General features: G+C 58.0%; 11 protein-coding genes. 4 read left to right on the forward strand and 7 right to left on the reverse strand.

All coding sequences use genetic code 11. From position 1 onward, the window contains the following. Positions 1 to 2: 2 nt before the first annotated feature. Positions 3 to 1,376 (reverse strand): hypothetical protein, encoded by a 1,374-nt coding sequence (locus BHW66_RS00165; protein ID WP_102748578.1) that lies wholly within the window; start codon positions 1,374 to 1,376, stop codon positions 3 to 5. Between the two features lie 694 nt (positions 1,377 to 2,070). Between BHW66_RS00165 and BHW66_RS00170 the strand changes: the two genes are divergently transcribed. From BHW66_RS00170 to aat, 4 genes are all read left to right on the forward strand, one after another. Next, positions 2,071 to 5,613 carry an adenosylcobalamin-dependent ribonucleoside-diphosphate reductase gene (locus BHW66_RS00170; protein ID WP_046436307.1) on the forward strand — a complete coding sequence of 1,181 codons (3,543 nt, stop codon included), beginning with the start codon at positions 2,071 to 2,073 and terminating at the stop codon, positions 5,611 to 5,613. Positions 5,614 to 5,878: 265 nt separating this feature from the next. After that, positions 5,879 to 6,811 (forward strand): shikimate dehydrogenase, encoded by a 933-nt coding sequence (locus BHW66_RS00175; protein ID WP_046436309.1) that lies wholly within the window; start codon positions 5,879 to 5,881, stop codon positions 6,809 to 6,811. Then, entirely contained in the window at positions 6,804 to 7,829 is a 1,026-nt protein-coding gene (locus BHW66_RS00180) for an A/G-specific adenine glycosylase (protein ID WP_286688797.1), read from the forward strand. Before BHW66_RS00175 ends, BHW66_RS00180 begins: the two co-directional genes overlap by 8 nt. Continuing rightward, complete coding sequence (gene aat, locus BHW66_RS00185) at positions 7,826 to 8,407, forward strand: leucyl/phenylalanyl-tRNA--protein transferase (protein WP_046436311.1); 582 nt, start codon at positions 7,826 to 7,828, stop codon at positions 8,405 to 8,407. Before BHW66_RS00180 ends, aat begins: the two co-directional genes overlap by 4 nt. 454 nt (positions 8,408 to 8,861) lie before the next feature. Here aat and ppdK read toward each other — a convergent pair whose 3' ends face one another. The 6 genes from ppdK to scpA all read right to left on the reverse strand — a co-directional run bounded on the left by ppdK (position 8,862) and on the right by scpA (position 19,030). Beyond that, complete coding sequence (gene ppdK, locus BHW66_RS00190) at positions 8,862 to 11,606, reverse strand: pyruvate, phosphate dikinase (protein WP_046436313.1); 2,745 nt, start codon at positions 11,604 to 11,606, stop codon at positions 8,862 to 8,864. Between the two features lie 371 nt (positions 11,607 to 11,977). After that, positions 11,978 to 13,525: a glucose-6-phosphate isomerase gene (locus BHW66_RS00195; RefSeq protein WP_286688798.1), complete on the reverse strand. Its 1,548-nt coding sequence runs from the start codon at positions 13,523 to 13,525 to the stop codon at positions 11,978 to 11,980. 15 nt (positions 13,526 to 13,540) lie between these two features. Next, positions 13,541 to 14,629: a tetratricopeptide repeat protein gene (locus tag BHW66_RS00200; protein ID WP_215444545.1), complete on the reverse strand. Its 1,089-nt coding sequence runs from the start codon at positions 14,627 to 14,629 to the stop codon at positions 13,541 to 13,543. A gap of 96 nt (positions 14,630 to 14,725) precedes the next feature. After that, positions 14,726 to 15,619 (reverse strand): class I SAM-dependent methyltransferase, encoded by an 894-nt coding sequence (locus BHW66_RS00205; RefSeq protein ID WP_256151006.1) that lies wholly within the window; start codon positions 15,617 to 15,619, stop codon positions 14,726 to 14,728. Between the two features lie 201 nt (positions 15,620 to 15,820). Beyond that, complete coding sequence (locus BHW66_RS00210) at positions 15,821 to 16,522, reverse strand: PEP-CTERM sorting domain-containing protein (protein WP_286688799.1); 702 nt, start codon at positions 16,520 to 16,522, stop codon at positions 15,821 to 15,823. A gap of 363 nt (positions 16,523 to 16,885) precedes the next feature. Further along, positions 16,886 to 19,030, reverse strand: coding sequence for a methylmalonyl-CoA mutase (scpA, locus tag BHW66_RS00215; protein WP_046436322.1), 2,145 nt, complete (start codon positions 19,028 to 19,030; stop codon positions 16,886 to 16,888). Between the last annotated feature and the right edge of the window lie 15 nt (positions 19,031 to 19,045).

Genomic DNA, 19,045 nt, shown 5'->3' on the forward strand with positions numbered 1-19,045 from the left:
CTTTATTGTATAATCGGCTTGAGGATGCCGATGTAGGTGTCCGATGTCCCTGTTCCGCGATAAATGGAATTAATCCTGATCTTGATGGTATGCACAGGCTGCCTGTAATACGGAGGCACGACGATCTGCGGAGTCCAGTCATCCCGCAGCGTGGCGTCAAAAGTATAAGTCCCGTTCAGCGTCACCTGAATGCCTTTGGGGCGGCTGAACATGGAGTAGGCAATATTCGGGTGCCTCCGGGCTTCCGAATCCTTTTCCGGGTCGGTCACCGGGGAAATGCCGGTTTCCAGCATGATTCCCAGCAGCCGGCCGGGTTTCCTGAGCCTGATTTCCAGGGTTTCCCCCTGGCCGTCCCCGGAAACGCTTTCCGCCCAATAACCGGAACTTTTTTTCAGATTGTCCGGGGAACATGGAACCCCGTAGGGGTCCCTGTCCAGGGTGGAGCTGGCAGTCACGTCATACTGGTCCGTCAGGACGCCCCTTTCTCCGCGGACGGTAATCCGCCCATCCTTGTCCAGCACCCACCCGGGCCCCGGAGTAAGCACCAAGGAGGGAGCGTAGGGCCTGCCGTCCGCTCCCAGCAGAGACCAGGTATAAACGCCTTTGGGCGTCGTCACGATGGATTTGGCATCCGCAGAGGGATCCAGCTTGACGGACTGGTTGGTCATCTCCGAGCTGTACACATTGACCACCGCCCTGGGGGTGCCCCCTGTCCAGGTCATTACCGGAGAGGTAAGCAGCGTCAGGCGCGGTTCCCCCATGTGGACCTTCGGTTCCGGCGTAATGGCAACGTCCTGCGTATAAGGAACGGAGAACTGGAAGGTAAGAACATGGATTCCCGCCTTGTTGGGAACCTGGGCCACCAGCCAGTGAGTTATGCCGGCAATGGGAAACATGGAGGGAGCGTCCGCCTGTAGATGCCGCCCCTCCACCAGGGAAAAATCACATTTCAGATCATCCACGGATGTGACGACGTCCTGCACCGCTTTCGTAAAAGGGAGGCTGCGTATGGGTTCCTGCCTGGCGGCATTGGCCTGTTCATCAGGCGGTTCGTACTGGAACGGCACGCCTACGGAAATGGTTTTCCCCCTGATTCCCCTGGGAATATCCAGCGCGCAGGTGTAAATGAGGAAAGCCTGGTGCTGCTTCAGGGAAACAGTAACGTCCAGCGCGTTCAGCCGGATTCCGTCCGCCTGCGTCAAATCCATGGGAACGGGCAAGCCGGGAACCGGAGCGATGCATTGAAAGGATATCTCCTGCTGGCGGGGGCGGTCCGCTTTTTCCGCGGCGGTCTGTTCCTTCTGCTGGGGTTCGGCGGCCATGCCCGGCACGCAGCATGCAATGCCGGCCAGCCAGATCAGGGTAGCCAATCTCATGGCCGTTAGATTAACGCGTGGCAGCCCGTTCATCAAGTCCATTTAGGGGAGGGGGAAAAGGCCCCTTCCGTACCCGCCCTTTTCCCTGAACAAACAAGGGCGGCCCTCCTTTGAACCAGCGACGCCCGCAGCAGGAAAACATTCGTTCCAAACTCCGGAATTGGTCGCTTCATGCCCTTGGAAGCGGGTTCCGGGGTTCCGCCGGGCCATCTTTCCGCTTCTCCGGCAGAAAGATGGCACATGACAGGTAAAAACCAACTGAGGGGCATCGGAGGGCCTTTCCCGCCACAAACCAACATAATTAACTCATTAACAACAATCGGTATCCATTGTTGCGTATTTGCAGAAAGACCGTGTTCTTCCGCTTTCCGGGCGCCGTTAACGTACTCTTATTACCAGGTTTTTTTATGAAAAGCCCGTTTCCGTGGGAGAGGCAAAACGCCCAGCCGCCCCCTCTTCGCCAAACAAAAAAAGAAGCATGCGGAAGACAGAAAAAATCACGCAAGACAGGAGAATTTTTTCTAGAAAACAGGACAAACAATACAATATATAGTGTATATAAAAAAATACTGTACAATATTTCCTTTTCATCAGGATTATTTTTCAGTAGATAATGCACACGCTACGCGCCGCCGCCCCATGACGAAGCGCAAGCCTACGGGATTATTCCCAAACCTTTCTACTTCGCAATCCAATGACCACAGACAACTCGCAAACCATACTCAAACTGCGCACAGGCCAGGAAATCATCCTCCCCCAGAGGAAAGACCTGCTGGGCGGTTTGAAATTCACCAGAAGATTTTCACACAATGAAGTCCACCCCTATGATGAAGTGGACTGGACGCGCCGCGACGTCCGCATTATGGATTGGAAAACCGGCAAGACCATTTACGAGCGCCTGGGTCTGGAAGCTCCGGCCCACTGGGATGACAACGCCGTCAAAATCACGGCGGACAAGTACCTTTTCGGCAGCGAACCCGGCTCCCTGGAATATGAAGACAGCTTCCGCAATATCTACGACCGCATTTCCAATACCTATACCGTATGGGGATGGGAGGAAGGCTACTTCGCCACGCTGGAGGACGCGGAAATTTTCAATGAGGAAATCAAGGCCATGCTGGTACAGCAGATATGGGCGCCCAACTCCCCCGTCTGGTTCAACATCGGCCACTGGGAGCAGTGGCGCTGGGGACGCCCGGACCTGAGGGAAAACTACACAGGCCACGGCAACAAGGCCTACCATACCAAGGGAACCAAGAACAATCTGAAAACCTTCATGGTCCAGTCCACGTATGAATACCCCCAGTGTTCCGCCTGCTTCCTGACGGAAGTGGGAGACAGCATGGAGGATATTCTGGACCACCTGACGACGGAAGGCCGTATTTTCGCGTCCGGTTCCGGCGTGGGCATCAACCTGTCCACCCTCCGGTCCTCCAAGGAGCCCATCAGCGGCAAGGGCCGCTCCTCCGGCCCCATCTCTTTCGACCGCGGCTGGGACCGCATGGCCGGAGCCATCAAATCCGGGGGCAAGACGCGCCGCGCCGCACGCATGGTCCTGATGTTCAGCGACCACCCGGATATTTTCGAATTCATCAATACGAAAAACCGCCAGGAAGACATCGCCAAGGTTATCCTGCGCGAACACAACGTGCATGTGGAGCTCAAGCAGATTGCGGAGACCAAGCTGGTTGCCGGCACTCCGGCGGAAAAGGCCGCCGCCCGCGTCATTCTTTCCCTTCCCCTGGCCACCCGGAACAGTTTTGACCCGCACATGGACGCCCTGCTGTACGGGGAAACGCTTTCCCACCAGAACGCGAACCATTCCGTTTCCCTGAAGGGGGATTTCTGGCAGGCGCTCGCCAATAACGGCAATACCTACACGCGCTGGGTCACGAATCCGGCCCACATCGAACAGACGTTCCGCGCCCAGGAACTTCTGGAAGCCATGGCCCAGTCCATCTGGGACAACGGGGAACCCGGCGTGCACAATAACGACGTGATCAACCTGTGGAATCCCGTCAAATCCATCGGCACCATCACTACGTCCAATCCCTGCTCGGAATACGTCTTCCTGAACAATACGAGCTGCAACCTTTCCTCCTTCAACGCCTATCGATTCCTGATCAAGGGAGAGGACGGCAAGCCCGTTTTTGATGCGGACGCCCTGACCCACGCCGCCCGCCTGGCCATGGTCTGCGCGGACCTGAATGTGGAACGCGGCGGCTTCCCGATTGAAGAAATCGCGGAGGGCACCTACAAGTACCGCACCACGGGCATCGGCTTCGCCAACGTGGGCGGCTCCCTGATGGCCCTGGGCGTGCCTTACGATTCCGACGAAGGCCGCTGGATTGCCTCCCAGCTTTGCAGCGCCCTGACGGCGGCCTGCTGGACGGCCTCCGCGGAAATGGGCGCGGAACTGGGTTCCTACGTGGAATACCCCGCCAGCAAGAAAGACCTGCTCGCCGTGCTGCGCCTGCACAACGCAGCCCAGAAACTGGCAAGCGCCCTGCCCTCCCAGAAGGACTCCAAGACGCTGGACGACCTGATTGAGAACATCATCGCCAATGCCGGAGGGATCCTGCCGGAAGCGCAGGGGCTCACCGCCTCCTATGCCCTGCATGCCTACCTCAAGAGCTTCAAGGCCCCCACCATGATGAACAGGGAGCGCATCGCCCCTGCGGCCAAGCTGGCGGAAGCCGCTTCCGACATGTGGGCGAAGGTGATCAAGGCCACGGCGCACCGCAACGCGTTTGTTTCCGTGATGGCACCCACGGGCACCATTTCCGCCCCGCTGGGCTGCTATGATGAAGGCACCACTTCCATTGAGCCGGATTACACGCTGGTGAAATGGAAGCAGCTGGCGGGCGGAGGCTCCCTGAAGATGTTCAACCGCCTGGCCCTGGAAGGCCTCCGCTCCCTGGGTTATCCGGAAGACTTCGTCAATGAAGCCGCTCTGGAAGTGGCGGGCCTGGACGGCCTGATTTCCGCGTTCCAGGGGAATATGGATTACGTCGTGAACCAGCTCATTGTGGACCCCTGCAATGACCAGGCCGGCCCCGTGCGCCTCGCGTGGCGCCGCCTGCTCTCCGGCACGGAATCCCGCAGTGAAATTCAGGAAAAAGTGGCTTATATCAGCAACCCGGCCAACATGGCCGTGCTGACGGCGGATGAACTCGCCGTAGTCAACGGAGCCGCCCATATTGAATCCATACCGTGGCTGAATAAAAAGGACCTGCCGGTCTTTGACTGCGCCGCCACCAACGGCAACGGCATCCGTGCCATTTCCCCCGCCGGCCATGTGCTGATGCTGGGCGCCCTCCAGCCCTTCATCTCCGGCGCGTGCTCCAAGACGGTCAACATGCCCGTCTCCGCCAGCGTGCAGGATATTTACGATTCCCTCATCATGTCCCACGAGCTGGGCGTGAAGTGCATCGCCATCTTCCGCGCCGGCTCCAAGGCGAATGCCGTTTACGTGGTGGATACCCCGGAAACGCGCATGTTCAAGGCCAACCACGTCTGGGAACAGCTGGTGAATGCCGGCTCAGACGCCATTGACGAAATCATCGCGGAGGCATCCAAGCCGCGCCAGCGCAAGCTGCCCGGCCGCCGTCTGGGCCAGACCGTCAAATTCTCCGTAGGCGGCCAGCTGACGGGCTACCTGACGGTAGGCGTCTATGCGGACGGCACCTGCGGGGAAGTTTTCGGACGCCTGGGACAAGTCGGCTCCTTCGCCTCCGGCATGTTTGAAGCTTACTGCAAGCTCCTCTCCACCGCCCTTCAGTTCGGCGTGCCTCTCAAGGAAGTGGTCAAGGGTTTCCGCAATTACTCCTTCGAACCCTCCGGGTTCTGCCGCGTGGGGGACGATACGGAGGCGGACACCTGCACGGAAATCCGCTCCTGCGCTTCCGTGGTGGATTTGATTGCCAAGATTCTTGCGTGGCTTTTCCCGGAAAGCAACGGCTACCGCCTGCGGGACGTATTCTCCATCCCCATCGTCAGCCTTCCGGGCCAGGCTCCGGATACGACAGTAAGCGTGCTGCCCCCCCGCATCATCACCGCTCCGGCGCATCCCGCTACTCCGGCCCTGCCGGAAATTCCCGCCGGAAAGGTTCCGGAAGGAACGATGCTCAACGGCGCCTCCCTCTGCCCGCAGTGCCACTCCCTGGCCTATGTCCAGGACGGCAAATGCAAATCCTGCCGCTCCTGCGGATACAAGGACGGCGGCTGCGGGGAATAAACGGTAACCAGATCATTCCAGACCCGCTCTTTCCGGGCGGAATCCGGCTGCTGCCGGGTTCCGCCCGGTGAATTTACGGAAAAGGTATTTTTTCCGGGAGAGACGATTTTCCGGCCTTCCCGGCCCCCGTCCAGCATGAACTTTCCGGAAAAAGCGAACGGAAACTGCCGCGCGGGGAAAAGGAATGATAGGCGTTTGCCTTGAAATCCGGCAGCATTTCATTCATAGTCCGCCGCATGCGCCTGAAGCCGCACCTTTATTTTCCATGAAACCCTACTATACTCTGGCTGACCTTCTGGATGAAGGACATCCGTTTGACGCCGGGGAAACCGTTCCCGCCAGACTGGCCGTAATCGGTTTCCCCATTGCCCATTCCAAATCCCCCGCCATGCAGCAGGCCGCGCTGGACGCGGCGGGCATTCGCGCCCGGTATATCCGCATCCAGGCCGCTCCGGAAGAATTCGGAGAAGTGGTGCGGCTTCTCAGGGAAAGGGGATTCACGGGGGCCAACGTGACGGTGCCCCACAAGCAGGCGGCCTGTTCCCTGTGCAACGACACGGACGCCCTTTCCCGCGTCACCGGCTCCGTCAATACGCTCGTCTTTCAAAAGGACGGTTCCGTCTCCGGCTTCAATACGGACGGCCCGGGGTTCGCCCGCGCCATCCGGGAAGAATTTTCCGTGGATTTGCGCGATTTGAAAGTGGCCCTTCTGGGCTCCTGCGGCGGAGCCGGGCTTGCCCTGGCCTACACCTGCGCCATGCAGCGCTGTGAACGGCTGACGCTGGCCGGAAGATCGGAAGAAAAGCTTCAGGAGCTTAAAAACAGGCTGAGTTCCTTTTTCATTGACGAACACAGGCTGGAAGGAGCCTCCGACCGCCTGGCGGCCCACCAGAACAATACGCCCCGTTTCAATGCCGCCGTGGAGGATGCGGATCTGATCGTCAACGCCACCTCCCTCGGCCTGAAGCCTACGGACCCTTCCCCCGTGCCCCCCGCACTGCTTTCCGCCCACCATCTGGTTTACGATTTACAGACGCATGACGATGCCTTCCAGATGGAAGCCCGCTTTCAGGGCGCCAGAGTTTCCAACGGCCTTTCCATGCTGGTTCACCAGGGGGCCCTCTCCTTTGAACGCTGGTTCGGCATCAAGCCGGATATTTCCGCCATGCGCCGGGCTCTTGAACAAAAGCATGACTGACGCCCCCCCCCATTTTAACGTCCATGCTTTCCGGAACGCGCTGGTAGAATGGTTCAGGCGCGAAGGGAAAGACTACCCGTGGAGGCGGACAACGGATCCGTGGCACATCCTGGTTTCCGAGCTGATGCTGCAGCAGACGACCATTCCCACCGTTCTGGGAAGATATGACAGATGGATGCGCCAGTTCCCCACTCCGGCGCATCTGGCCGCCGTGGACGAACAGACGGCCCTGCGCTCCTGGGAAGGACTGGGCTATTACCGCCGCGTGCGTTCCCTCCAGGCCATCGCCAGGGAAATCGTCAACAAGTTCGGAGGACGGTTCCCGGACAACGCGGAAGGGTTGAAACGCCTGCCGGGCATCGGCCCCTACACATCGGGAGCGCTCCTCTCCTTCGCCTTCAACAAGGCGGCTCCCATTGTAGACGCCAATGTCGCGCGCGTCCTGGCCCGCATTGACAATTATTCCGTTCCCGTGGATTCTACGGAAGGCCAAAAATACCTGTGGAGCCGCGCGGAAAGCCTGGTGGATCCGGAACATGCCCGTGAATTCAATTCAGCCATCATGGAACTGGGGCAAACCTGCTGCAGCATCAGTTCCCCGGACTGCCTGCTGTGCCCCGTGCGCCCCTTCTGCTCCGCGGAACGGCCGGAAACGCTTCCCGTCAAAAATCCCAAGCCGCAAGTCACCCGGGTGGAGCACCACGACATTCTTTACATCCGCGGCAAATCCGTCCTGCTGGCCAAATGCCCGGAAGGCAAGCGCCATGCCGGCATGTACCGCTTCCCCCAGAGGGAGGACGACCACACCCTTTCCCTGCCCCATGTCCTGAAACAGACCTACAGCATTACCCGCTACAGGGTGACCCGCTACATCCACCATGTGACGGATACGCCTCTCCTCAGGGAAGGAGAGGAATTCGTGCCGCTGGACAAAATCCACGGGCTGCCCATGGCATCTCCGGACCGCAAGGCGCTGAACTCCCCCGCCCTGGGCAAACTGCTGGACCATATCAGATGAATGACAGATTAACGCCGGAACTTGTCCTCTCCGCCTACTGCCAGGGGTGTTTTCCCATGGCGGACCCGGAAACGGGAGAAATCTCCTTTTACGAACCGGACCCGCGCGCCCTGATTCCGCTGGACAACCGCTTCCACATCCCTCACGGCCTCAAACGGGCTTTGAATAAAAAACCTTTTGAACTCCGGATGGATACCGCTTTTCCGGAGGTGGTGCATGCCTGCGCCCGGACGGAGCAGCCGGAAGAACAATGGATAGACGGGCAGATTGAAGAAGCATACGGCAAGCTTCACGAGATGGGCTTCGCCCACAGTGTGGAATGCTGGGACGAGGAAGGGCTGCAGGGAGGCCTGTACGGAGTAGCCTTGGGGAAGGCTTTTTTCGGGGAAAGCATGTTCCACCGGAAAACGGACGCCAGCAAGATTGCCCTGGTGGCCCTGGTGCAATACCTGCGGGCGCATCGGTTCCTTTTCCTGGATACCCAGTGGACTACGCCGCATCTGCTGAAATTCGGAACCTATGAAGTGCCGGCCAGGGAATACCGGAAGCTTCTGAAGAGGGCGCTGGAGGAACAATAAACTATATTTTACTGTCCGGTGTAAACGGTCATGAGATTGATTCCCAATTATGGGAGATCCGGCAGCGCACCGGATTTCATAACTTGTTGATGATTTTTCTTCGGGCTCTGCCATCAATACTTGCCCCCCAAGCCGCCCCCTACGCCCAAACGTTCAGGAAGCATGGCTCCGGCATAAAAAACTCCGGAATCAACATCAACGGCACTCCGGGAAAGACTGCGGAGCATTTTGGGAAAGATGCACTTCCTCTTCCGCCAGGAGAGCTTCGGCCCATGATGCCATTAACATGATTTTTTGCAGCAAGGCGGAAGCCCAGCAAATATGCCCAAACCAAACGCATGGAGCAGTTTGGCCCGCAAGGTTCAAGCCATATCTGACAAGACCGATCCATCCGCTAAAAAAGCCCGTGGTTCCGAAGAACCACGGGCTGTTTATTAACCCTTAACAAAAAGGTTTATTCCTGTTCCAGAGCAGCCTGGGCCGCGGCCAGACGGGCGGTCGGGACGCGGTAGGGCGAGCAGCTCACATAAGTCAGGCCCAGCGTGTTGCAGAACTTGACGGAAGCGGGGTCGCCGCCGTGTTCGCCGCAGATGCCCAGTTTGATGTCCGGGCGGGTGGAGCGGCCGAGTTCCACGGCAATCTTCATCAGCTTGCCGACGCCGTTCTGGTCAATGGAAGCGAAGACGTTCTTCTTGATGATTTCCAGTTCCTGATACTGCGGCAGGAAGGAACCGGAGTCGTCGCGGCTCATGCCCAGGCCCGTCTGGGTCAGGTCATTGGTGCCGAAGGAGAAGAACTGGGCGGTTTCCGCGATTTCGTCAGCCGTGACGGCAGCGCGCGGGATTTCAATCATGGTGCCGACGAGGTAGTCCACTTTGACGCCTTTTTCCTCAAATACCTGCTGGGCCACCTTGTCAATGATGGCTTTCTGGATGTCCAGTTCCTTCTTGAAGGCCACCAGAGGAACCATGATTTCAGGCACCACGGCAAATCCTTCTTCTTGGGAGACTTCCACAGCGGCTTCAAAGATGGCGCGGGCCTGCATTTCCGTGATTTCCGGATAGGCGATGCCGAGGCGGCAGCCGCGGTGGCCGAGCATCGGGTTGAACTCATGGAGTTCGGACACGCGGCGCATGATGACTTCCACAGGCATGCCGATTTTCTGGGCCAGGTCAAGCTGCTGTTCCTTCGTCTGGGGAAGGAATTCGTGCAGGGGCGGGTCCAGAAGGCGGATGGTGCCCGGCAGACCCTTGAGCGCCTTGAAGATGCCCTTGAAGTCCCCCTTCTGGTAGGGAAGGAGCTTGGAAACGGCGGCTACGCGGTCGCTCTTCTTGGTGGAGAGGATCATTTCACGGACGAAGTCGATCCGGTCCCCTTCAAAGAACATGTGTTCCGTGCGGCAGAGGCCGATGCCGGTGGCGCCGAAGGCGATGGCGGTTTCCGTCTGCTTGGGAGAGTCCGCATTGGTGCGCACTTTCATTTTGGTGCAGTCGTCGCACCACTGCATGAGCTTGGCGAAGTTCTGGTAGGTGCGGCTGTCTTCCGGCTTCATGGTCTTGGAAATCAGGACCTGGATGATTTCAGAGGGGGAAGTTTCCACCTTGCCGGCGTATACCAGGCCGCTCGTTCCGTCAATGGAGAGGTAGTCACCTTCGCTGACGGTTACGTCGCCAACGGAAACGGTGCGGTTGTTGTAATCCACAATGATTTCATCCGCGCCGCAAACGCAGACTTTGCCCATCTGACGGGCAACGAGGGCGGCATGGGAGGAAACGCCGCCGCGGGCGGTCAGGATGCCTTCAGCGGCAATCATGCCGCGCAGGTCTTCCGGAGAGGTTTCCAGACGGACCAGCAGAACCTTTTCACCTCTGTCCGCGGCTTCCACACAGCGTTCCGCGTTCAGGTAGATGCGTCCGGTGGCGGCGCCGGGCCCGGCGGGAAGACCGCGGGTCAGAACCTTGGCACTCTTGATGGCTTCACGGTCAAAGATGGGGGTCAGCAGCTGGTCCACCTGGTCCGCAGGAATGCGGCGCACGGCGGTTTTCCAGTCAATCAGGCCCTGTTCCACCATTTCACAGGCAATGCGGAAAGCGGCCACGCCGGTGCGCTTTCCGTTGCGGGTCTGGAGCATGTAGACGGTGCGGTCCTGAATGGTGAATTCAAAGTCCTGCATGTCATGGAAGTGGTTTTCCAGCACTTCGCGAATGCGCACCAGTTCATTGAAGGCGGCGGGCATCACTTCATGAAGGGCAGCAACGGGGGCGGGCGTACGCACGCCGGCCACGACGTCTTCACCCTGGGCGTTCATCAGGAATTCGCCATAGAATTCGTTTTCGCCGGAGGCGGGGTTGCGGGTGAACGCCACGCCGGAACCGGATTCCTCACCCGTGTTGCCGAAGACCATGGCCTGCACGTTGACGGCGGTGCCCCATTCGGACGGAATGCCGTATTTCTGGCGGTACACGATGGCGCGGTCATTGTTCCAGGAACCGAACACGGCGCCAATGGCTCCCTGAAGCTGTTCCCAGGGGCATTCCGGGAATTCATGGCCGGTGCGTTCCAGCACCAGGGCCTTGAAGCGGGAGACAAGTTCCTTCAGGTCATCGGCGGAGAGCTTGGTGTCTTCCACGTCCTCGCTGCCGAAGCGTTCTTTCTTGATGGCGGCGATGGCGGTTTCAAAGGGTTCGTGGTCTTCATCCGGGGTTTTCTGCACACCCAGCACCACGTCGCCGTACATCTGCACGAAGCGGCGGTAGCAGTCCCAGGCGAAGCGGGGGTTGTTCGTAGCCTTCACCATGGCTTCCACGGATTTTTCATTCAGGCCGAGGTTCAAAATCGTGTCCATCATGCCGGGCATGGATTCACGGGCGCCGGAACGCACGGCCACCAGCAGGGGCATAGCTTCCGTATCGCCGAACTTGCGTCCCAGGATCTGTTCCATTTTGGCAATGCCTTCCTTGACCTGCGCGTCAAGCTGGGCGGGATAAGTGCAGCCGTGATCGTAGTAGTAAGTGCAAACTTCCGTAGTGATGGTGAATCCGGGAGGGACAGGAAGGCCGATGCGGGCCATTTCCGCAAGGTTGGCGCCCTTGCCGCCCAAAAGATTTTTCATGCTGCCATTGCCGTCGGCGGACCCTCCGCCGAAAGAATAGACGAATTTGTCAGTAGATGCGCTGCACGCGCAGGAATTGGTGGACATATCGATTATTGTAGTCGAATTAATGATTCTGCCCAAACATCGACCAAAGGAGCCAACAAAAGACCCAATAGCGAGTTAGGGTCGAATAAGGATGCCTTCGGCTCCTTGCTTTGTCAATCCGAAATTGTACGGAAAACAAAAATATTTTTCAGAGTTTTTGGGGAAAAGAATGCATGCCAAAACCCTGCTTTTCCAGCCTGTCCCGTCCGGAGCCGCTCTTCCTCCGGGCAACGCCGCTTCCTGTTTTCCGGCGGCTCCGGAATTACCTGGGAAGAAAAGCGCAGCGAGTTTCTTTTCATGGCTGCCCGGAAAAGAAAAACGGACGCTTATCAACCGGATAAGCGTCCGCCGGAAATAATATGCCCTGTTTTTTATGCCTTGCAGAAGGTGTCTTCATCCGCACAGTCAGCCTGAACCCACTTGACGGAGGAATCACCGGAAGCTATATGCACAAGGCAATGGTACACGGCTTCCTGGTCCGCATCCAGCCGGGCAGCCATCTGGGCGGCGGTTTCCGGGGCGGTTCCCAGAGCCCCCCTTACCCTGCCCAGCAGGGCCAGGAAGGAACCCGCCGCTTTTTTGCCGGCTTCCACGCCGGGCTGGTGGTAGGCGTTGATGTTGACCAGAGAAGCATAGAAGGAGACGGCGCGCTCAAACAGGGCAATCAGCATGCCGAGCGTTTTGGCGTTCACCTCCGGGATGGAAATGGTGATGGAGGAACGGCCGGATTCCGCCAGCGCCTGGCGGGTGCCGCGCAGGAAGCCCTGGAGGAAGTCTCCGCACGTGGCGCCCGCCTCCACTTCCACCGCATCCGCGGAACATTCGCGCACTTCAATGAAGGTGGCGAAGAAGTTGTTCACGCCGTCACGGAGCTGCTGCACATAGGCATGCTGGTCCGTGGACCCCTTGTTGCCGTACACGGAAATGCCCTGGCAGACTTCGTTGCCCTCCAGATCCAGCCGTTTGCCGAGGGATTCCATAATGAGCTGCTGGAGGTATTTGGAGAAGAGCACCAAGGCATCCTTATAAGGGAGAACCACCATATCCTTTTCCCCCTTGCCGCCGGTAGCCTTGTACCAGGCCAGCGCCAGTTTCATGGAGGCGTTGCATTCCACACAGTCCCGGCGGGTCTTTTCGTCCATCAGGCGCGCGCCTTCCAGCAGGTCATCCACGTTCACGCCCTGAAGCACGGCGGGAACCAGCCCCACCACGGACATGACGGAGGTACGGCCACCCACCCAGTCTTCCATCGGGAAACGCTTGAGCCAGCCTTCCGCCTCAGCCGTTTTGTCCAGCCGGGAACCCGCTCCCGTGACGGCGACCGCCTGGGGTGCGAATTCCAGCCCGTTCTTCCTGAAGAAATCCTGGGCCACCAGCATGCCGTTGCGGGTTTCCGGCGTGCCGCCGGATTTGGAAATGACGATGACAAGCGTTTCTTCCAGAGGGAGGGATTCCAGCACCCGGTACATGCCGTCCGGGTCCGTGTTGTCCAGAAAGAACATGTCCAGCCCTGCCGCCGGGATAGCATCCGCCACCAGTTCCGGGCCAAGAGCGGAACCGCCGATGCCGATGACGAGGGCGGCGGAATATTGTTCCGCGCGGGGAGGCGTTATTTTGCCGTCCAGAACGTCCCGTCCAAAGGCTTTGACGTCCGCCAGGGGACCATCAATGGCCGCCTTCAATTCCGGCGTGGGAGCCAGGGAGGAGTTGCGCAGCCAGTAGTGCCCCACCATGCGTTTTTCATCAGGATTGGCAATGGCGCCGGATTCCAGCGCCTTCATGTCGGCAAACGCCTTGTCTATCCGCCCCTGCATGGAAGACAGGAACGTATCGTCCAGCGGAAGTTTGGAAAAATCAAGGGAGATGCCCAGTTCAGGGTAGCGAACGAGTTGTTGTGCGTATAAGCTCATGATGGTCATGGGTTGGAAAAAGAATTACCGGAGTTTTTTCAGGACGCTTTTGGCCTGCACGTCTCCCTGGTCCGCCGCTTTCTGGAACCATTCCCGGGCTTTGGCCATGTCCTTGGGCAGGCCGAAACCGGTCTGATACATCACGCCCAGGTTATATTGCTCCGAGGCATAGCCTTCCGCAGCCGCCCGGCGGCGCGTGCGGGCCTGCTCCCTGGCTTCCGCAGCGGTTAGTCCCAGAACCCGCGCCGCATCCGGCCACGCAGCTCCGAATCTGGAGGCGGAAGGGGCATAGCCGGCAGCTCCGGCCTTGCGGTGCATTTCCTCCGCTTTTTTCTTATCCCTCTTCACGCCGTATTTGCCCTGGTCATACAGGAACGCCATGCCCCAGTAGCCACGGGGGCAGCCCAGTTCCGCCGCCTGCTGGAAACATTCAAAGGCATCTTTATACTTTTTGGAACCCATGGCGAGCACAGCGTCGGAAATGTGGAGTTCCGCCTCCTTCAAACCGGGAAATTCCGGGATGGCCGCCCATTCCCTTTTCAGTTCCTCCCTGTCCCTTTTGGACTTGGGAGGCATGCCGGAGGGACCGGAAAAACGGAAAAGGGGGAAGTAGCCCTCCATGGCTCCCATGTTGCCCAGGCCGGACATGAGGAAAACGCCGGGAGATACCTTCCACATGTGCATGTACTGGATGCGGCCTTCCTGAAGAGATTCCCTGGCCACCCATTCCGGCATGTTCACCGGTTCCCCGAACTGTTCCGTCAAGCCCACCAGAAGGGCCTTATAGGCGGATTTCAGTTTGGTTTCATATTCGGAACCGCGGTGCTTGCTCCGGGAATAGAAGACAACGGCCCTCAAGCCGCCGGAGGGGTCATAGTCAAAGTTCAGGGCAAAGGTCTGGCCGCCTATGGCCTGCCTGGTTTTAAACACGCCGTTGAGTCCGGTGCGTGCGAGGAGGGCATCCGTGGGCGGACCTTCAAGCTGCTTGCTCCGCCTCAGGGTTTTCAGCACCTGGTCCTTGTCCATTCCCACCTCCAGCCCCTCATAGAGAGCGGCAAGAAGAGGGGCACACGTGAGAGCGAAGAGTCCAGCAACATAGGCTAGTTTTTTCATAGAAAAAAGTAATTGGACGGCTTTCTATCAAAGCGGAAGCATTTTCAAAAGGATAAAATGCGTCAGCCACAGAGAGGAAAATTTTTCATAAAATATTTATTTCCAATCTATCCACAATCTTTTCAAATAATCCTCCCCGGAGAAATCCGGAGGCATGGGGTCACGGGTCAGGCGGAAACCGGGAACGGCACGGGCCACCATCCTGCGGAAGTCCTCGTGGCCCAGCTTGCGGCAGTTGCTGGTGCACAGCATCCAGCCGCCCGGTTCCAGGCATTCGCGCGCCAGGGCCACCAGCTCCCCGTAGTGGGATTCCACCCGGAACACCTTTCCGCGGTCATCCCGGGAAAACGTGGGAGGGTCCAGAATAATGCCGTGAAAGGTTCGCCCCTGCCTGGCGAACCTTTCCAGCCAGCGGCGCGCGTCCCCCTTGCAAAAGTACTGGCCGGAGGGGTCAATGCCGTTCAGAACGAAATTTTCCCTGGCCCAGTCCAGGCACGGCTGCGCCAGATCCAGCGTGGTTGTCTGCGCTCCCCCCAGGGCCGCGTAAACGGAAAAGGCCCCCGTATAGGCAAAGGTATTCAGCACCCTCATGCCCGGAGCGCTTTTTTCCCTCACCCGGCGGCGGTGGTCGCGCTGGTCCAGAAAAATTCCCTGGGAATAACCGGCGGACATGTCTATTTTGAAACGCACTCCCTGCTCCAAGGCCGTAAATTGCAGGGGAAGGAGCGGCCCGGCGATCTGGACGGGCGCTTCTTTCTGGTTTTGTTCCAGTTTTTTGTGGAATACGGGCAGGCCCGTATCCCGGAGTTCGCTTTCCAGGTCCGCAGGAATGGAACATCCGCGCGTGGAGACGAGAATACGATCCGCCATCTGATCCACAAAGACACCGGGAATTCCATCCCCTGCCCCGTCCATGACCCGGAACATATCCGTATCCGGCGGAATCAATTCCCTGTTGCGTTCCACGCAATAATGATAATTTCTCTCCACGGCGGAGCAAAGAGTAACGGATGAAGAACGTTCCCGCAATGTCAAAGAAGCAGGAGCCTCATTTCCTCCGGAGCAAGAGTTCCGCCAGGAAAAACGGTCATCTGGACGGCCCTCCTTCATCAACAGAGACATTAAAAAAATCGCCTGCAAGGCTGGACCTTGCAGGCAAAAACGCCTTTAACTGCTGGCAGGACAAGGTTTTCAGGCTTTCCGGCGGCGGCGAACCATCAGGGCCGCCAGCCCCAGCAGACTCAGGGATGCCGTAGCCGGTTCCGGAACCTGCAAGCCAAAAGCGTTGAGAATGTCTGTATCCGTGGCTTCGGTATTAAACGTCGCCAGCTTAATGTTAGTGAATGTCTCCTTCGCCGTGTTCGTCCAGATACTGGATTGATCCCATTTCAGAGAGCTTGTACCGGAGGTGAAATTAAAAGAAACTGTTCCCAAGGTTTGAGTTCCACTGTACAGGGTAGCTAAGGCAGAGCTTCCATCCCCGCTTTTCCGCATAATCAGCGTGAGAAGAAGACTGCCTCTTTCAGTTGTCGCCGACATATTAAAACTCTGACCTGCATAGGAGAATAAACAGGTATACTCGTCGTTTTTGGAGGAGGAAGTCAGCTGTAGTGCATTACCAGACGCCCCCCCGGTGGCACGTGAGGTCGAGAAAATATTTTGGAGAGAGGAAGTATTTCTTGTTTCCGTAAGCTGAAAAGAAATGGCGAAATTGTCCAAGGGCGTTTCTGTTGTTCCTTCACTCCTCCACGTCAATGACGAATTGCCAGAGGAAAGAACACCGTTCTGAGGTTTAATAAGACTCAGAAGCGTAACAAGATCAGGACTTTCTGCGTTGACCCACCCGGGCAGCAAAACCGCCGTCATAATAGACGATACAAATAATTTCTTCATCACGGACAGCTTATAGCCGGATTGACTATTCGCTGTCAACTTTTTCTAAAAGAATTTATGCAGATAATAGGGAGGGAAAGCCTGATAAAAAATACAGAAGAACAAAAAATGTCCGCAAGCATCTTGCTCCGCAACTCATTCATGAATTCAAGAAATGTTTGTGATTTCATTGAGAAGAAAGGAATTTTATGTTGTTTGAAAGTTATTGACATTTAACAACTTAATTATCTCATTATTGTTTCTGAATTTTTACAGCAGTGCTGAACTGCTTCAGCGGATAGTCAATCCGCCCGCAAAAAAGAGGCCGGATTTTTCATCCGGCCTCTCGCAACAGGTATTTACCTGATAAACAGGAAATTCCGTTTAGTCAGCGTACTGTTCGTTAAGAGCTTCCATTATTTCCCTGGAAGCTTCCGGAATGTTGGTGCCCGGGCCGAAGATGGCCACAGCTCCGTGTTCCTTCAGGAAGTCATAGTCCTGGGCGGGAATAACACCGCCGCAGAAGACCAGGATATCCGGACGGCCCTGCCTGGCAAGTTCTTCCACCAGGGCGGGAAGCAGCACCTTGTGGCCCGCGGCCAGAGAGCTCATGCCGATCATGTGCACGTCGTTTTCAATCGCCATTTTGGCAGTTTCCTCCGGCGTCTGGAAGAGCGGGCCCACGTCCACGTCAAAACCGAGGTCGGCATAGGCGGAGGAGACCACCTTGGCGCCGCGGTCATGGCCGTCCTGGCCCATTTTGGCGACGAGGATGCGGGGACGACGCCCCGTGCGTTCGGCGAAGTCATCCGTCATCTTGCGGACTTCCTCCACCAGCGGATCTTGACCATAGGATTGAGCGTACACGCCGGTAATGAGTTTGATTGGTGCTTTATGACGCCCGAAGTGTTTTTCCAGGGCGGAGGAGATTTCACCCAGGGAGGCGCGGGCCTTGGCCGCCTTGATGGCAAGGTCAAGGAGATTGCCTTCCCCCGTGCGGGCGCATTCGGACAGGGCTTCCAGCGCGGCTTCGCACGCGGCGGAGTCCCGTTCCGCGCGCAGTTTCTGCAGGCGGGCGATCTGGGCTTCCCGGACGGTGGTGTTGTCCACTTCCAGAATGTCGATTTGGGCTTCCTGCTCCAGGCGGTATTTGTTGACGCCGATGATGGGTTCCTTTCCGGAGTCAATGGCGGCCTGGCGGCGCGCCGCAGCTTCTTCAATGCGCATCTTGGGCAGCCCGGTTTCAATGGCCTTGGCCATGCCTCCGAGTTTTTCCACTTCCTGAAGGTGGGCCCAGCCCTTGCGGATGAGCTCATTGGTCAGATATTCCACATAGTAGGAGCCGCCCCACGGGTCGATTACCTTGCAGATGGTGGTTTCATCCTGAAGATGAAGCTGGGTGTTGCGGGCGATGCGGGCGGAAAAGTCCGTCGGCAGGGCAATCGCTTCGTCCAGGGAGTTCGTGTGCAGGGACTGCGTATGGCCGCAGGCGGCGGCCAGGGCCTCAATACAGGTGCGGGTGACGTTGTTGAACGGGTCCTGTTCCGTGAGGGACCAGCCGGAAGTCTGGGAGTGCGTGCGCAAGGCCAGTGACTTCGGGTTCTTGGGGTTGAACTGCTTGATGAGTTTGGCCCACAGCACGCGGGCGGCGCGCATTTTGGCCACTTCCATGAAGTAATTCTTGCCCTGGGCCCAGAAGAAGGAAAGACGCGGCGCAAAGGCGTCAATGTCAATACCCGCCTTGATCCCGGTGCGGACATATTCCAGGCCGTCCGCAAGGGTGTAGGCCATTTCCAGGTCCGCCGTAGCGCCGGCTTCCTGCATGTGGTAACCGGAGATGGAAATGGAGTTGAACTTGGGCATGTACTTGGAGGTGAACTCAAAGATGTCCGCAATAATCCTCATGGAGGGATCAGGCGGGTAAATGTAGGTGTTGCGCACCATGTATTCCTTGAGAATGTCATTCTGGATCGTGCCGGAGAGCTGGTCCAGCGTGCAGCCCTGTTCCTGGGCGGCGACGATGTAGAAGGCCAGCACGGGCAGCACGGCGCCGTTCATGGTCATGGAGACGGACATTTTGTCCAGGGGAATGCCCTTGAAGAGGATTTCCATGTCCAGGATGGAGTCCACGGCCACGCCGGCCTTGCCCACGTCACCCACCACGCGGGGGTGGTCGGAGTCATAGCCGCGGTGCGTCGCCAGGTCAAAGGCAATGGAAAGGCCCTTCTGGCCCGCCGCCAGGTTGCGGCGGTAGAAAGCATTGGATTCCTCAGCCGTGGAGAAGCCGGCGTACTGGCGTACCGTCCAGGGGCGCGCCACATACATGGTGGCATACGGTCCGCGGAGGTTGGGAGCCACACCGGCTGTAAAGTCCAGGTGCAGGCAGTCGTCGTACACGCTTTCCGAGTAGGTGGGCGGCACGGGAATTTGTTCATTGGTCATCCAGGTTTCCGTTTCGGAAGCCGGGGACGGGGCACCAGCCTTGATTTCAGGATAGGAGGCGGATGCAAAATCAGGAATATTGCTCATTGGGTGGAATAGGTT

The organism is Akkermansia sp. 54_46 (genome assembly GCF_001917295.1).
Lineage (GTDB): Bacteria > Verrucomicrobiota > Verrucomicrobiia > Verrucomicrobiales > Akkermansiaceae > Akkermansia > Akkermansia muciniphila.

Bases quoted from the DNA above. Each gene is read 5' to 3' on its own strand.
- BHW66_RS00165 (WP_102748578.1), bottom strand. From the start codon at position 1,376: ATGAGATTGGCTACCCTGATCTGGCTGGCCGGCATTGCATGCTGCGTG.
- BHW66_RS00170 (WP_046436307.1), top strand. From the start codon at position 2,071: ATGACCACAGACAACTCGCAAACCATACTCAAACTGCGCACAGGCCAG.
- BHW66_RS00175 (WP_046436309.1), top strand. From the start codon at position 5,879: ATGAAACCCTACTATACTCTGGCTGACCTTCTGGATGAAGGACATCCG.
- BHW66_RS00180 (WP_286688797.1), top strand. From the start codon at position 6,804: ATGACTGACGCCCCCCCCCATTTTAACGTCCATGCTTTCCGGAACGCG.
- aat (WP_046436311.1), top strand. From the start codon at position 7,826: ATGAATGACAGATTAACGCCGGAACTTGTCCTCTCCGCCTACTGCCAG.
- ppdK (WP_046436313.1), bottom strand. From the start codon at position 11,606: ATGTCCACCAATTCCTGCGCGTGCAGCGCATCTACTGACAAATTCGTC.
- BHW66_RS00195 (WP_286688798.1), bottom strand. From the start codon at position 13,525: ATGACCATCATGAGCTTATACGCACAACAACTCGTTCGCTACCCTGAA.
- BHW66_RS00200 (WP_215444545.1), bottom strand. From the start codon at position 14,629: ATGAAAAAACTAGCCTATGTTGCTGGACTCTTCGCTCTCACGTGTGCC.
- BHW66_RS00210 (WP_286688799.1), bottom strand. From the start codon at position 16,522: ATGAAGAAATTATTTGTATCGTCTATTATGACGGCGGTTTTGCTGCCC.
- scpA (WP_046436322.1), bottom strand. From the start codon at position 19,030: ATGAGCAATATTCCTGATTTTGCATCCGCCTCCTATCCTGAAATCAAG.